General features: G+C 71.3%; 18 protein-coding genes and 1 tRNA gene. 4 read left to right on the top strand and 15 right to left on the bottom strand.

Translation table 11 applies throughout. The annotated features are described in order from the left end of the window. Positions 1-47: 47 nt before the first annotated feature. Positions 48-503, bottom strand: coding sequence for a MarR family winged helix-turn-helix transcriptional regulator (locus ACZ42X_RS08590; protein WP_361423938.1), 456 nt, complete (start codon positions 501-503; stop codon positions 48-50). A gap of 207 nt (positions 504-710) precedes the next feature. On the opposite strand from ACZ42X_RS08590, the gene ACZ42X_RS08585 reads away from it, so the two are divergent. Continuing rightward, positions 711-923, top strand: coding sequence for a hypothetical protein (locus tag ACZ42X_RS08585; protein ID WP_361423935.1), 213 nt, complete (start codon positions 711-713; stop codon positions 921-923). 86 nt (positions 924-1009) lie between these two features. On the opposite strand, the gene ACZ42X_RS08580 is transcribed toward ACZ42X_RS08585, so the two are convergent. The 8 genes from ACZ42X_RS08580 to ACZ42X_RS08545 form a co-directional block, all read right to left on the bottom strand. Continuing rightward, on the bottom strand, positions 1010-1987 hold the full coding sequence (locus ACZ42X_RS08580) for an RNA polymerase sigma factor SigF (protein WP_468285856.1): 978 nt from the start codon (positions 1985-1987) through the stop codon (positions 1010-1012). 234 nt (positions 1988-2221) lie between these two features. Further along, positions 2222-3037, bottom strand: coding sequence for an RNA polymerase sigma factor SigF (locus ACZ42X_RS08575; RefSeq protein ID WP_361424326.1), 816 nt, complete (start codon positions 3035-3037; stop codon positions 2222-2224). Between the two features lie 234 nt (positions 3038-3271). Further along, a complete protein-coding gene (locus ACZ42X_RS08570; protein ID WP_468285854.1) occupies positions 3272-3565 on the bottom strand; it encodes a Dabb family protein in 294 nt (97 codons plus the stop codon). 9 nt (positions 3566-3574) lie between these two features. Next, positions 3575-3739, bottom strand: a complete 165-nt coding sequence (locus ACZ42X_RS08565) for a hypothetical protein (RefSeq protein ID WP_356644878.1) — start codon at positions 3737-3739, stop codon at positions 3575-3577. Between the two features lie 114 nt (positions 3740-3853). Next, positions 3854-3938: transfer RNA gene (locus tag ACZ42X_RS08560), tRNA-Ser, on the bottom strand. Between the two features lie 136 nt (positions 3939-4074). Next, positions 4075-4584 (bottom strand): tRNA adenosine(34) deaminase TadA, encoded by a 510-nt coding sequence (gene tadA / locus ACZ42X_RS08555; RefSeq protein ID WP_468285851.1) that lies wholly within the window; start codon positions 4582-4584, stop codon positions 4075-4077. 23 nt (positions 4585-4607) lie between these two features. Continuing rightward, entirely contained in the window at positions 4608-5138 is a 531-nt protein-coding gene (locus ACZ42X_RS08550) for a tRNA adenosine deaminase-associated protein (protein WP_468285849.1), read from the bottom strand. 160 nt (positions 5139-5298) lie between these two features. After that, positions 5299-5526, bottom strand: a complete 228-nt coding sequence (locus tag ACZ42X_RS08545) for a hypothetical protein (protein ID WP_468285846.1) — start codon at positions 5524-5526, stop codon at positions 5299-5301. Between the two features lie 92 nt (positions 5527-5618). Between ACZ42X_RS08545 and upp the strand changes: the two genes are divergently transcribed. Then, on the top strand, positions 5619-6254 hold the full coding sequence (gene upp, locus ACZ42X_RS08540; RefSeq protein WP_361423917.1) for a uracil phosphoribosyltransferase: 636 nt from the start codon (positions 5619-5621) through the stop codon (positions 6252-6254). A gap of 63 nt (positions 6255-6317) precedes the next feature. Here the strand turns inward: upp and ACZ42X_RS08535 are convergent, their stop codons facing one another. The 5 genes from ACZ42X_RS08535 to ACZ42X_RS08515 form a co-directional block, all read right to left on the bottom strand. Then, complete coding sequence (locus ACZ42X_RS08535; protein WP_468285844.1) at positions 6318-6959, bottom strand: LytR C-terminal domain-containing protein; 642 nt, start codon at positions 6957-6959, stop codon at positions 6318-6320. Between the two features lie 109 nt (positions 6960-7068). Continuing rightward, positions 7069-7365: a type II toxin-antitoxin system VapB family antitoxin gene (locus tag ACZ42X_RS08530; protein ID WP_289921192.1), complete on the bottom strand. Its 297-nt coding sequence runs from the start codon at positions 7363-7365 to the stop codon at positions 7069-7071. Positions 7366-7498: 133 nt separating this feature from the next. Then, positions 7499-9049, bottom strand: a complete 1551-nt coding sequence (locus ACZ42X_RS08525; protein ID WP_468287414.1) for a M28 family metallopeptidase — start codon at positions 9047-9049, stop codon at positions 7499-7501. Between the two features lie 138 nt (positions 9050-9187). Next, positions 9188-9802, bottom strand: coding sequence for an HhH-GPD-type base excision DNA repair protein (locus ACZ42X_RS08520; RefSeq protein WP_468285841.1), 615 nt, complete (start codon positions 9800-9802; stop codon positions 9188-9190). An 83-nt stretch (positions 9803-9885) separates the two neighbouring features. Beyond that, on the bottom strand, positions 9886-10530 hold the full coding sequence (locus ACZ42X_RS08515; protein WP_468285839.1) for a TetR/AcrR family transcriptional regulator: 645 nt from the start codon (positions 10528-10530) through the stop codon (positions 9886-9888). Between the two features lie 84 nt (positions 10531-10614). Here ACZ42X_RS08515 and ACZ42X_RS08510 point away from each other — a divergent pair, with 84 nt between their 5' ends. Then, the gene (locus tag ACZ42X_RS08510) at positions 10615-12114 is read left to right on the top strand and encodes an MFS transporter (protein ID WP_468285837.1); all 1500 of its coding nucleotides are present in this window, start codon (positions 10615-10617) and stop codon (positions 12112-12114) included. A 20-nt stretch (positions 12115-12134) separates the two neighbouring features. Here ACZ42X_RS08510 and ACZ42X_RS08505 read toward each other — a convergent pair whose 3' ends face one another. Beyond that, positions 12135-12548, bottom strand: coding sequence for a YciI family protein (locus ACZ42X_RS08505; protein ID WP_468285834.1), 414 nt, complete (start codon positions 12546-12548; stop codon positions 12135-12137). Positions 12549-12843: 295 nt separating this feature from the next. Here ACZ42X_RS08505 and ACZ42X_RS08500 point away from each other — a divergent pair, with 295 nt between their 5' ends. Further along, complete coding sequence (locus tag ACZ42X_RS08500; protein ID WP_468285831.1) at positions 12844-14172, top strand: LPXTG cell wall anchor domain-containing protein; 1329 nt, start codon at positions 12844-12846, stop codon at positions 14170-14172. The last annotated feature ends 106 nt before the right edge of the window (positions 14173-14278 follow it).

The raw sequence follows: 14278 nt of genomic DNA, 5'->3' as shown, positions 1-14278 counted from the left end.
GTGGCCGCCCCGCACACCGGATGGTGTGGTCGTAGCCATGAACTTCCTTACGCTTGTGTACGTGTGGCGTGGGGCCGGCAGTCTCCGAAGGAGCTCCGGAGGCGGGCCAGCATCGCGTTCAGCTGTCCGACCTCGTCGTCGGACCAGTCCTGGAGGTGGTGGGCGAACAGGTCCGCCGACCGCCGCCCGAGGTCGTCGAGCAGCTCCTTGCCCGGGCCCGTCAGCCGCAGGATGCGGGAGCGCCGGTCGCCCGGGTCGGGCAGCCGCTCGATCCAGCCGCGGTCGGCGACGTGGGCCACATGGCGGCTGGTCACCGACATGTCGACGGCGAGCAGTTCGGCCAGGCGGCTCATCCGCATCTCTCCGTAGCGGTCGAGCAGCGCCAGGACGGCGGCGGAGCCGGCGGGGCACTCGGCGGGCAGGAGCCGTGAGAGTCCGCGCTTGACGGCGCCGATGGCGCTCAGCTGCCGGGCCAGTTCCTCGTACTGACTCCGCTCGGCCATGGGCAGGCACCCCCGAACATCTTGTTGCTTAGGGCAACCATAGAAGATGTTGGTTGCTACAGGCAAACTAAAAAGGGGCGAAGGCGCCTAAAGTCCTGGCAAAGGAGGGCGGTGACGGGCGGGCTGTGGGCGGACTTCGAGCCGAGTTCGGGTGGAGTGCGGACGGAGGTTGGGGCGCGGCACACCGGTTCGCTAGGGTCCTGCCCCATGGCACACAACCCCCACGCCCCGCAGGGCTCCGACGGCAACTACGACCCCGCGGGCAGCACCCAGATGTTCCGCGCCTTCGTCGACGAGGGCACGCCGCAGCGGCAGCAGCCGGCGGCGACGACCTCGTCCGGCCCCCGGGTCGGCCTGATCGCCGGCGTCGTGGCGGTCGTGGTGATCGTCGCGGCGGTGGCCTGGCTGGCGCTGGCCTGATCCCCGTACACGCGCGCATGACGAAGGGGGCTCACCGGTGCGGTCCGCACCGGTGAGCCCCCTTCGACGTCGGGAGGGGCTGCACCTCAGTCGGAGATGAGCCCCTCGCGCAGCTGCGCCAGCGTCCGCGTCAGCAGCCGCGAGACGTGCATCTGCGAGATGCCGACCTCCTCGCCGATCTGCGACTGGGTCATGTTGGCGAAGAAGCGCAGCATGATGATCTGCCGCTCGCGGGGCGGGAGTTTGGCGAGGAGCGGCTTGAGCGACTCGCGGTACTCGACGCCCTCCAGGGCGCTGTCCTCGTACCCGAGGCGGTCCGCGAGCGAGCCCTCGCCGCCGTCGTCCTCCGGGGACGGGGAGTCCAGCGAGGAGGCCGTGTAGGCGTTGCCGACCGCGAGACCGTCGACCACGTCCTCCTCGGAGACGCCGAGCACGGCGGCCAGTTCGGGGACGGTCGGTGAGCGGTCGAGCTTCTGCGCCAGCTCGTCGCTCGCCTTCGTCAGCGCCAGGCGGAGCTCCTGGAGCCGGCGCGGCACGCGCACGGACCACGAGGTGTCGCGGAAGAAGCGCTTGATCTCGCCGACGACGGTCGGCATCGCGAAGGTCGGGAACTCCACGCCGCGTTCGCAGTCGAACCGGTCGATCGCCTTGATCAGGCCGATCGTGCCGACCTGGACGATGTCCTCCATGGGCTCGTTGCGGCTGCGGAAGCGGGCGGCGGCGTACCGCACGAGCGGCAGGTTCAGCTCGATGAGCGTGTCCCGGACGTACGTGCGCTCGGGGCTGTCCTGGCCGAGGACGGCGAGCCGCTGGAACAGGGAGCGGGACAGCGTGCGGGTGTCGATGGCCTCCGGCGCGCTCACGGCGTGCGGGACGACGGCGACCTCGGTGACCTCGCCGACCGGCTGCGGGGCGTCCATGGCCGCCATGGCCTCCACGGTGTCCGGGACCTCGGCGATCCCGACCTGTGCCGGTACCGGTACCGACGCGAGCCCGGGCGCGGACATGAGCTCCGGCACGGGCGTGAGCGTGAGCACCTTCGAGCTGCCCTGTTCTGCGGACATGCCACCCCCTTGAGGTCGCGGACGGTCGCGTGGGCCGCGACCATCGGAGGAACGCAGCCTCCACCTGAATACCGGAGCCGAGACTGCGGCAAACGCGGTTCCAGCAGAATGTCACATGTCGGCAACACGCTGTAGTGACTTGTCGACAAGATGGTGACAAATCTGCGCAGGAAACAGGGGGTGTGCGGCTTTTCCACCGCCTGAAGTGGGGCTGAAAGGGTCTACCCGTTTCAGCTACGCCTCGATCCTGTTTGCGGATCTCAATCGGGCGAAGCTCCGCGCGAGGAGCCTTGACACGTGCATCTGCGAGACGCCGAGCTCCTGACTGATCTGGGACTGCGTCAGATTGCTGTAGTAGCGGAGCATCAGGATCCGCTGCTCCCGCTCGGGCAGCTGTACGAGGAGGTGGCGTACGAGATCGCGGTGCTCGACGCCCGCCAGCGCGGGGTCCTCGTACCCGAGCCGGTCCAGCAGCCCCGGCAGCCCGTCGCCCTCCTGGGCGGCCTCCAGCGAGGTGGCGTGGTACGAACGCCCGGCCTCGATGCAGGAGAGGACCTCCTCCTCGGAGATCTTCAGCCGCTCGGCGATCTCGGCGGTCGTCGGGGAGCGCCCGTGAGCGGTCGTCAGGTCCTCGGTCGCGCCGTTCACCTGCACCCACAGCTCGTGCAGCCGGCGCGGCACGTGGACGGTGCGTACGTTGTCGCGGAAGTACCGCTTGATCTCGCCGACGACGGTCGGCATCGCGAACGTCGGGAACTGCACGCCCCGGTCCGGGTCGAAGCGGTCGATCGCGTTGATCAGCCCGATCGTGCCGACCTGGACGACGTCCTCCATCGGCTCGTTGCGGGACCGGAAGCGGGCGGCGGCGTACCGCACCAGGGGGAGGTTCGCCTCGATGAGCGCCCCGCGCACCCGGTTGTGCTCCGGTGTGCCCGGCTCCAGCTCCTTCAGCTGGGCGAAGAGCACCTGGGTGAGTGCGCGGGTGTCGGCGGCCCGCCCCGACGGGCGGGGGCGGGGCTCGGACTCGTTCGACTCGTTCTGGGGCGGCACCTGGTGAGGCGTCGTACTGGCCGGCACGTTCACGCCACCCCTTCGCGATCAAGTACGGTCAACCGATCCGTCAAAAGCGGTCATAGCATCACAAGACATGTCCACTGTGTGCAAGCACCTGATAACGCCGTGTTGTGGGGGCGGTGTGGGGGCATACGGCAAGCCCCGCACCGGAAGTGACCGGTGCGGGGCTCGGAAAACGCGGTGCCGCGAAGGCGCGGGGCTGCGGCGGGCTCAGAACTCGTAGTCGGCGATCACCCAGGTGGCGAACTCGCGCCACCGGCCGGCGGCCGCCTGGTGGGCCGGGTGCTCGATGTACCGCTTCAGCGCGTCCGTGTCCTCGACCGCCGAGTTGATGGCGTAGTCGTACGCGATCGGCCGGTCGGTGATGTTCCAGGCGCACTCCCAGACCTTCAGCTCGGGGATGAGTCCGCCGAGCTCCTCGAACGCCTTCACGCCCTCGACCACGCGCGGTTCGTCGCGCTGCACGCCGTCGTTGAGCTTGAACAGGACCAGGTGGCGGATCACAGCGGACTCCTACTTGATGAGCTCGGTCATGAAGTCGCCGACACCCTGGGCGGCGCTCGAAATGCCTTCGAACCCTACCTTCACGAGTTCGCCGGAGCGCTCGGGGGAGTTGATGATCGAGTACAGGACGAAGACGACGAGGATGTAGAGCGTAACCTTCTTCGCTTGCGCCATCGGCCCGGTGTCCCCCGTCTTCCCCTGTGATCGTCCCAGTGGTCGGGTGAGTCTAACCGAGCGCATGAGGAAGGGCCCCGGCGCGTCCTGCGCACGGGGCCCTTCACAAGAGAGCGGTAGCGGAGGGATTTGAACCCTCGGTGACTTGCGCCACACTCGCTTTCGAGGCGAGCTCCTTCGGCCGCTCGGACACGCTACCGAGAGAGAGCTTAGCCCAAGGGTGCCGGTTCGCTGAAATCGATAGCCGGGACCGTCGTCGGCGGTGCGTCGGCGGTGCGTCGGTGGTGCGTCAGCGGTCGCGACACGATCCCGCCGACGGTCGCGCCGGCGACTCCTCAGCGGTCGCGGAAGAAGCGCGTCAGCAGCGCCGCACACTCGTCCGCCAGCACCCCGTGGACCACTTCGGGCCGGTGGTTGAGCCGTCGGTCGCGTACGAGGTCCCAGAGCGAGCCGACCGCGCCGGCCTTCTCGTCCAGCGCCCCGAACACCACCCGCTCCACGCGCGACTGCACCAGCGCGCCGGCGCACATCACGCAGGGCTCCAGCGTGACGACGAGCGTGCACCCGGGCAACCGCCACTCCCCGAGCCGCTCGGCCGCCCGGCGTAGCGCCACCACCTCGGCGTGCGCCGTCGGATCGCCGGTCAGCTCACGCTCGTTGTGGCCGGCGGCGAGCTCCGTGCCGTCCGGGGACAGCACGACCGCGCCGACCGGTACGTCGCCGGCCAGCGCGGCGCGCTCGGCCTCCTCCAGCGCCCGGCGCATGGCGCTCCGCCACGGCTCCCGTACGGGATCCGGATCGGGGCCGGGGCCCGGGCCGTGGTCGGGAACGGTCGTCATGGTCATCGCGGGGTGGTGCGGGGGCCGCACTAGCGGACCGCCTCCAGGACCTCCGCGGCGCCGAGCGCGTCCGCGATGTCGGACAGCGCGTCGGTGCCGAGCTTCAGCAGCTCCTTCTCGGACATGCCCAGATCGTCCAGGATCAGCAGGTCGCCGAGCGGCTCGGCCGGCACGGTCTCGCCCGCGGGCTCCGTCTCCTCCTCGTCCTCGTCCTCGGCCGGTTCGCCGTCCTCGGTGCCGTCGAGGTCCAGCGCGTCCAGGTCGGGGGTGTCATCGTCCAGTTCGTCGCCGAGCAGTTCCTTGGTGAGGATCTCCCCGTACGAGGAGCGGGCGGCGGCCGCGCCGTCCGAGACGAAGATGCGAGGGTCGTCCTCACCCTCCACGCGGACGATGCCGAACCATGCGTCCTCCTGCTCGATGAAGACGAGCACTGTGTCGTCGTCCACCGAGGCCTCGCGGGCAAGCTCGGTCAGATCCGACAAGGTCTCCACATCGTCGAGCTCTGTGTCGCTCGCTTCCCACCCGTCTTCGGTGCGCGCGAGCAGTGCGGCGAAGTACACCGTGACTCTCCCACTGATCAGAGGTGTGACGATCGGGCGGCACGCTCCTGAATGCCCCGCCCACTCGGCATCGTGGCAGATACGAGGGCTTCAGGAGAGGTGTTCCGCTCTTGCGTCGTGCACCAGTCTGAGCCCGATCGCCGGTCCGTGTCACCAGGCATCACCAGCGGAAGGTCCGCATCCGCATCGCCTGGCGCATCCTGGCGGCCCTCGCGCGGCGCGGCTGGACGCGGTCGCGCAGGGCCTTGGCCTCGTTCAGCTCGCGGAGGAACTGGGCCCGGCGGCGGCGTCGCTCGGCGTCGGTCTCGTCCCTCTTCCCGCGCGCGTCGTCGCGGTCGTCCGGGGCGTCGGGCTGTTCCGGTCCTTCCGGCTCTACCGGGTCCGGCATCGCGACCACCACCCCCAGGTGTCTGACGTCCTGACCTCCCCACCTTCCCTCCACGGACGGGGTTGATGCCAGTGCGGGCTACTGTGGAGTCCATGCGGATCCACGTCGTCGACCACCCGCTGGTGGCGCACAAACTCACCACGCTGCGCGACAAGCGCACCGACTCCCCGACCTTCCGGCGGCTCGCCGACGAGCTGGTCACCCTGCTCGCGTACGAGGCCACCCGGGACGTGCGCACGGAGCAGGTCGACATCGAGACCCCCGTGACCCGGACGGCCGGCGTGAAGCTGTCCAGCCCGAAGCCGCTGGTCGTGCCGATCCTCCGGGCCGGTCTGGGCATGCTCGACGGCATGGTGCGGCTGCTGCCCACCGCCGAGGTCGGCTTCCTCGGCATGATCCGCAACGAGGAGACGCTGGAGGCGTCGACGTACGCCACCCGGATGCCGGAGGACCTCTCCGGCCGCCAGGTGTACGTCCTCGACCCGATGCTGGCCACCGGCGGCACGCTGGTCGCCGCGATCCAGGAGCTGATCAAGCGCGGCGCCGACGATGTGACGGCGGTCGTGCTGCTGGCGGCGCCGGAGGGCGTCGAGGTGATGGAGCGCGAGCTGGCGGGCACGCCGGTCACGGTCGTCACCGCCTCGGTCGACGAGCGGCTCAACGAGCACGGCTACATCGTGCCGGGCCTCGGCGACGCCGGTGACCGGATGTACGGCACCGCCGACTGACGACCGCCGACTGACGACCGAGGCCCGAGGCCCGAGGCCGAGGCCCGGGGGCCGTCCCCGGTCCTACGCCGGGCAGCCGGAGGGGGCCGGGGCGGGGCGGGACAGGGCGGTGAGCGCGGCGGTGGCGTCCTGCGGGGGCGTCAGCGCCGTGAACGCCGTACCGATGATCAGGTCGACATCCGCCGTCTGGCGGGTGTCCGTCCGCAGTGCCGCGCCCTTCAGCTGTGTGGCGAGGACCGGGAAGGCGCCCTTGGTGGCGTCCGCGGCGCCCAGCAGGAGGCCCGCGCCCGGCACCTTCTTGTCGTACGCCGCCGGCGCGTTGCCCACCTTGCCGATGGCGAAGCCCCGCTTCTTCAGCTCGTCGGCGGTCGTCTTGGCGAGGCCCGCGCGCGGGGTCGCGTTGTAGACGTTCACCGTGATCTGGGCCGGCTGGAGCGGGACCCGCACCACCGCGGCGGGGCTCTTGTGCGGCTTGCAGGCGGCGCCGGCCGCCGTGGTGCGTTTCCTGCCGTCGGCGCCGGGGCCACCGCCACCGAAGACGTCGATGAGCTGGAGCGTTCCCCAGCCGGCCAGGCCGAGGGTGACCACCGCGGCGACCGCCGCGAGCACGATCCGGCGGCGGCGACGGGGGCGGCGCATGCGCGGGTAGGCGTTACCCGTGATGCGGTACTTTCCGCCCATACCCGGGGGAGTGAGCATGCTCATGGGCGCAGCGTAATGCGACCCGGTGACTATGCCTACTAAACGATCAACCGATGCGGCCGGATGGGTGGGAATACCCCCGAAAGGCTGAGGGCCCAGGGGGGCGGAAGGCTCAGTCGAGCTCCAGCACGCGCGCGTGCAGGACCTGACGCTGCTGGAGGGCCGCGCGTACGGCGCGGTGCAGTCCGTCCTCGAGGTAGAGGTCGCCCTGCCACTTCACGACGTGCGCGAAGAGGTCGCCGTAGAACGTCGAGTCCTCGGCGAGGAGCGTCTCCAGATCCAGCTGGCCCTTGGTGGTCACCAGCTGGTCGAGGCGGACCGGGCGCGGCGCGACGTCCGCCCACGCGCGGGTGGATTCCCGGCCGTGGTCGGGGTACGGCCGCCCGTTACCGATGCGCTTGAAGATCACACGGAAAGCCTACCGGGCGAGCGGCGCCGGGCGCAGCCACGTGGGGCCGATGTGGTGCCGAAAAAACCCGACCCGGCAAAAGCCGAGCCCCCGCGCGGGCGCGGGGGCTCGGTGCGGTGCCTCGGCCGGAGGGTTACTCCGTCACCTCGTGGTCGTGGTCCTCGTGCAGGCCGCCGCCGCTGCCCGCGTCACCGTCGGTCGGGACGAACTCGACCGGCTTGCGCAGCGAGCTGAGGTCGTGGGCGTACGTACCCACGCTGTGGGCGATGACGTCGATGTTGGCGTCGAACGCCGTCATGTTGACGTTGTCGATGTCGTCGCACGCGGCGTGGTAGCAGGCGTCGTACGCGACCCCCGCCGTGCCGCCGAACTTCTCCGCCTGCTTGGCCGTCTTGGTGCCCTCGGCGCCCGTGAACGTACCGCCGGAGGGGATGCCGACCGCGATGAACGGGCCGTAGTCGGAGCGGCCGGTGAAGTCGGTGCCCTCGTGGGGGCGGCCCTGCTTGTCCATGAACTCGTTGATGTCGCGCTCGATCTGCGCGGAACCGGTCGGGCCGGCGGGCGCGCCGACGCCGTCGGAGTTGTCGCCGTCGTACACGAACAGGCCGTAGTTCGGCGAGGCGATCATGTCGAAGTTCAGGTAGAGCTTGATCTCCTTGCGGTCGAGCTCGCTGAGCTGCTCGACGTAGTGCTCGGAGCCGAGCAGGCCGTTCTCCTCCGCCGACCACCAGGCGAAGCGCACCTTGTTGGTGGTGCGGTCCTTCTCCTTGGACTTGGCGAACTTCAGGGCGACGTCGAGCAGACCGGCGGAGCCGGAGCCGTTGTCGTTGATGCCGGGGCCGGCGGTCACCGAGTCGAGGTGGGCGCCGAGCATCACGGTGTTGGCGGCGTTGCCGCGCTGCGTCTCGGCGATGACGTTGTTGGTGGAGCGCGTCTCGCGGAGCTGGCGGATCTCGAAGTTCACCTCCACCGGCCCGGCGGCGGCGTCGGCGGCGAGCTTCTCGCCGTCCGCCTTGGTGATGCCGCCGGTCGGGATCTTGCCGACGGCCGGGTCGCCCAGGGTGCCGGACATGGCGCCCTCGGTGTTGTTGTAGATGATCGCGCCGACCGCGCCCGCCGCGGCGGCCTGGGTCTGCTTGTCGGCGAAGGTGCAGCCGCCGCGCTTGATCAGGGCGATCTTGCCGGTGAAGGTGCCGGTCGCGTAGTCGGTGGGCTCGCAGCCGGGCGTCGTGTCGCTCGCCGGGGCCGGGACGGCGGCCACGGCCGCCTTGATGCCGCCGACGGGCGTCGACGCGGTGTACGTCATCGCCTTGATGTCGACGGTGCGGGGCGAGGGCGAGACGACCGCGAGCTTCTCGGCCTGCGTCTCGGTGTAGACGAAGTCGAACTTCTGGTACTCGACCTGGTATCCGGCCTTCTTCAGCTGCTGGTACACGTACGCCGCGGAGGCGTCGTGCCCGAGCGAGCCGGCGGCGCGGTGGCCCCCGGCCGAGTCGGCTATGCGCTGGAACATCTGCAGGTGCTTGTAGGCGTCCTTGGCGGACGCCTCCCTGACCAGCTTCTTGGACAGCTTGGCGGCGTCCTTGGCGGCGGCGGCGTCGGGCGTGGGGCGGCCGGCGGAAGCGGGGGAGGCGGAGGCCAGCAGGAGCGGGGTCGCGAGTGCGGCTGCGGCCAGGGTGGCCACGGCTCTGCGAGGGGTTGCGTTCACAGAGGTCCTTCCCGGTACGAACGAGGTTGAAGGGAAGCTAGCGATCTCCGCCCCATCTGTGAACAGATGTGCCACAACTCACGGGTTATTCCGTACGATTCGCTGCGGAACATGTCACTCCGCCTCCGAACTTCCGGTCGTCTTGGCGGCCTTGGCGGTCTTGGCCGCGCGCTTGGCCTCCTGCTTGTACGCGCGCACCTTGGCGAGCGACTCCGGCCCGGTGATGTCGGCCGCCGAACGGTACGAGCCCTCCTCGCCGTAAGCCCCCGCCGCCTCCCGCCACCCCTCGGGCCGTACGCCGTACTGCTTGCCGAGCAGCGCCAGGAAGATCTGCGCCTTCTGCTTGCCGAACCCGGGCAGTGCGAGGAGCCGGTCGAGCAGTTCCCGGCCGGTGGCGGCGTCCGACCAGACGGCGCGCGCGTCACCGTCGTACTCGTCCACCAGGTACTGGCACAGCTGCTGCACGCGCTTGGCCATCGAGCCGGGGTAGCGGTGCACGGCCGGCTTGGCGGACAGCAGCGCGACGAACTCCTCCGGGTCGTACGCGGCGATCTCGTGCGCGTCGAGGTCGTCGGCGCCCAGCCGTCGGGCGATCGTGTACGGGCCGGAGAACGCCCACTCCATGGGCACTTGCTGGTCGAGCAGCATCCCGACGAGCGCGGCGAGGGGGCTGCGGGCCAGCAGCTCGTCGGCCTCCGGCTGCTGGGCGAGGCGGATGGTGATCGTCATGGCCCGATGATCCCGCCCGGGCGTGGCGGCCGCACGGCGGGTGTGGCTTACGGCGTACGGAGTACGGGCGGGGGCCGGCGCCGTCAGGTGCCGTAGTACGCCAGGAACATGTCGACGCCGCTCGTGAGGAGCCGCTCCGTCAGGTCGTCGTCGAGATCGGCGCCGTACTGGCCGAACACCATGTGCGGGAAGACCAGCAGCGCGTACAGCTGGACCACCGCCGCCTCCAGGTCCGGTACGGCGAGCCGGCCCCGGTCGGCCAGCGTGCGCAGCGCGTCGGCGACGGCGGGGTGATGGCCGGCCGGGCCGCGGGTGCGCCAGGCCTCGCCGAGCTGCGGGAAGCGGTGGAGCTCGGTGGCGACGAGGGTGCGCAGGGCGGCGACGTCCTGGTTGGCGCGGACGGCGTGGACCCAGGCGCGCGCGGCGTCGAGGAAGGCGGTGCGCAGGTCACCAGCGCCCTCGGTGTCGGCCAGCCGGGCGAGGGCGGCGGAGGAGTCGTCGTCGAGGGTCTCGTCGAGCGCGCCCGCGATGACGGCGGTGAAGAGCGCTTCCTTGCTGCCGAAGTGGTTGTAGACGGTCACCTTGGACACGCCTGCCTCGGCGGCGATGGCGTCCATGCCGACACCGAAGCCCTCGCGCAGGAAGAGCGCGCGGGCGGCCTCGACGATGGCCTGCCGCTTACGGGCGGCGCGCGGGCCGGTGGGGGGCTGCTTGGCGTCGGCTGGCATGCGGTGAGGCTAGCACCGGGAAGTGTACGGATGAGTTCAACTGAACTGTTGAGTTCATGTGAACCGAACCGTACAGTTCACTTCATGACGCATACCTCTTCCCCTTCCCCTTCTCACGCCGACCCGCCGTCGCACGGGACCGCGCACGAGGCGGCGCACGGGGCGCCGCACGAGGCGCCGGACGGTGCGCCGCAGCCACGCCGCTGGGCCGCCCTGGCGCTGATCTGCCTGGCGCAGTTCATGCTGATCCTCGACGTCACCGTCGTGAACGTCGCACTGCCCGACATGGCCGCCGATCTGCGCCTGGACCGGACGACCCTGACCTGGGTGGTCACCGCGTACACGCTGTGCTTCGGCGGCCTCATGCTGCTCGGCGGCCGGCTCGCCGACGCCCTCGGCGCCCGCCGCACGCTCCTCGCCGGGCTGGCGCTCTTCACCGCCGCCTCGCTGGCCACCGGGCTCGCGGAGAGCGCCGTGGCGCTCATCGGCGGGCGCGTCGCGCAGGGCGTCGGTGCGGCCGTGCTCTCGCCCGCCGCCCTGGCCCTCGTGACCACCACCTTCCACGGCGCCGAGCGGAACAAGGCGCTCGGCGTGTGGGCGGCGATCGGCGGCACCGGGTCCGCCGCCGGGGTGCTGCTCGGCGGCGCCCTGACGGACGGGCCGGGCTGGCCGTGGGTCTTCTACGTCAACGTCCCGGTGGGCCTGGCGCTGCTGGTGGCGCTGCCCGCCGTCGTACCGCCGCGCCCGCCCCGCCCGTCCCGGCCGTCCCCGTCCGCGCGGGTGGACCTGCCGGGCGCGCTGCTCGTCACCGCCGGTACCGGCGCCCTGATCTACGGCCTGGTCGAGGCCGGCGACTCCGGCTGGGGTGCGGCCGCCACGCTGGTGCCGCTGCTCGGGTCGCTCGCGTTGTACGGGGCGTTCGCCGCGGTCGAGCGGGCGAGCCGGGCGCCGCTGATGGACCTGCGGATGTTCGCGCGGCGGCCGGTGGCCGCGGGGGCGTTCCTGATGCTGGTCGCGACCGCGCTGCTGATCGGTTTCTTCTTCCTCGGCTCGGTCTACCTCCAGCACGTGCGGGGGTTCAGCGCCCTGCGCACCGGGCTCGTCTTCCTGCCGGTCGCCCTCGCCACCGGACTCGGCGCGCACCTCGGGTCGCGGCTGGTGGGGCGGCTCGGCAGCAGGCCGACGGCCGTCGCGGGGCTGCTGATCGCCGCCGCCGGGTGCGTACCGCTGACCTGGCTCGGTGACCGTCCGAGCGTGTACGCGGGGCTGCTGCCGGGGCTGGTCGTCGCGTCGTTCGGCATCGGGGCCGTCTTCGTCACCGCCACGGCCACGGCGCTCGCGCTGACGGGCCACCACGAGGCCGGGCTGGCGTCGGGCGTCGTCAACACCTTCCACGAGGTGGGCGGTTCGGTCGGGGTCGCGGTGCTGTCGACCGTCGCCGCGGCGGGCATCGAGGGCGGCACGGCGGGTGGCTTCGCCACCGCGTTCGCCGTGTGTGCGGCGGTGGGCGCGGCGAGCGCGGTCGTCGCCCTCGCCCTCGTACCCCGGGCGAAGCCGCGGATGACGGGCGTGCACGCGCACTGACGGCCGGGAAGGAGGGGGGCTCAGATGTCGCGGCCGCTCTCCAGGATGGGCCGGATGACGACCGGATAGTCGGGCGAGCCCTCGGGCACGGGGCACTGGGCGATGCGCGCGGCGATCTCGGTGACGCGGTCGAGGCTGTCGCAGTCGAGCACCCAGTAGCCGGCGATCAGCGTCTCGGTCCGGTCGTACGGAGCGTCGCTGACCACCGGCCGCCCGTCCTCGCCCGCCGTGACGAAGCGGGTGCGGGCGGGCTCGGCCAGGCCCTGCCCGTCCAGCATCTCGCCCGAGCGGACGAGGGCCTCGTTGAGCTTCTCCATGAAGGCGAACATCGTCTGGACGTCGTCCTCGGTCCAGGCGGGATACCGCTCGGAGGCATCGCCGTTCATCGCCTCGTAGTCCGCCTGCGAGCCCTGCACCATGACCAGATACTTCATGCCGTCGCTCCTCGGATGCGGTGCCGCCCCCTCAGGGCCACTCTCACAGGGGATCCCGGCTCCGGCCAGCCCGCTTGGTGACATGAGTCACAGAGAAATCACGGAAACGTGGGCAACTGCCCCCGTTGCCCTTCTATGTCTGTCGCCGGGGCCGTGTCCGGCCGGAAATCCCCAGGGAATTGAGCTTTCCGCCCCTTTATCGCGGCCATACGATCACCCCCATCGTCGGCCGCGCTGCGTGAGCTCCACCCCGCCGTGGCCGCTCCCACTCTTTCGGACCCAGAAAAGGGCTCTAGTGAAGATCCGACGCATTCTCGCAACGGCTGTCGCCGCTGCCGTGACGACGCCCGTCGTGATGCTGTCCGTCACCCCCGCGTACGCCGACAGCAAGCCGACGGCGTCGCAGTCCAAGCCTGCCAAGGCCTCCATCGAGGAGCTGGAGAAGGCCGCTGCCGAGGCGCAGAAGGCGTACGACGCCGCTGTCGCCGCGGAAAAGGCCGCCTACGCCGCCGTGGAGGCGGCGCTGTCGGACACCGCTCCGCACGCCGTCGCCGACAAGGCCGCCGCGAAGGAGGCGGAGGAAGCCGCCGCCGCGAAGACCGCCGCAGACCAGGCCCTCGCCGACGCCAAGGCCAAGCAGCAGGCGCTGCCCGCCGAGGCCACGGACGAGGAGAAGGCCGCCGCCCAGAAGGCCGTCGACGACGCGGAGACCGCGGCCAAGGCGGCCGCGGAGGCCAAGACCGCCGCCGACGCCAAGGCCGCGGCTGCCGACGAGGCGGCGGACGACGCCCGTGTCGCAGCGGTCCGCGCCTACGGCCAGGCCCAGAAGGCCACCGCCGACGCCCTGAAGGCGAAGGAGGCCGCCGACAAGGCGCTCGCCGAGGCCAAGGCGGAGGAGGGCGACGAAGGCGACGAGGGCGACGAGGGCGACGAGGATGACGACGACTCGGGGTACTGCGTCCCCGAGCCGGAGCTCACCACCGTGGTGACCGGCCTGCCGTCCAAGGTCGTCGCCGGTACGACGGTGAACTTCACCCTGCGCGTCACCAACGGCACCGACGAGACGATGGACGAGGTGTACCCGCTCGTCGCCGTCCACGCCACGGACGCGTCCGGTGAGGAGCCGATCGACGACCTGCTGCGCCTGCAGTGGTCCTCCGCCGCCTCCCCCACGTGGCACGACGTCGAGGGCTTCGGCGACATCGACACCATCAGCCCGCTGAAGGCCGGCACCCACGCCGACATCAAGCTGCGCCTGACCGTCGACCCCAAGGCCCCGGCGGGTGAGGGCATCGCCCTGGCGGCGGGTGACTACTACAACGACGACGACACGTGCGGCGGTACCCCGGAGCTCGAGGAGTACCCCTTCACGATCGCCGCCGCGGGCACCAAGCCGGGCAAGGTCGACGACGCCAAGCCCAGCGGCACCACCCCGCGCACCCCGGCCGCGACGCCGCAGGGCGTGACGTCCACCCAGCCGGTGTCCACCACCACGGGCAGCCTCGCCAAGACGGGCTCCTCCTCGGCCATGCCGCAGATCGCCCTCGCGGGCGGCGTCGCGGTGGCCCTGGGCGCCGGCGCGATGATCGTCGTCCGCCGCCGCAAGGCCGACGCGAACGGCTGAGCCGCGCGCGTACCCAGCTGAACCCCCGGTGGGGGGCCGGACCTCTCCGGCCCCCCACCGGTCTTTTGCCGCCGGTCTTTTGCCGCCGGTCTTTTGCGGCCGGTCT

The organism is Streptomyces sp. NPDC030862 (genome assembly GCF_055571835.1).
The sequence above is the reverse complement of the archived record's forward strand: the minus strand, read 5'-3'. Positions and strand labels throughout refer to the sequence as shown.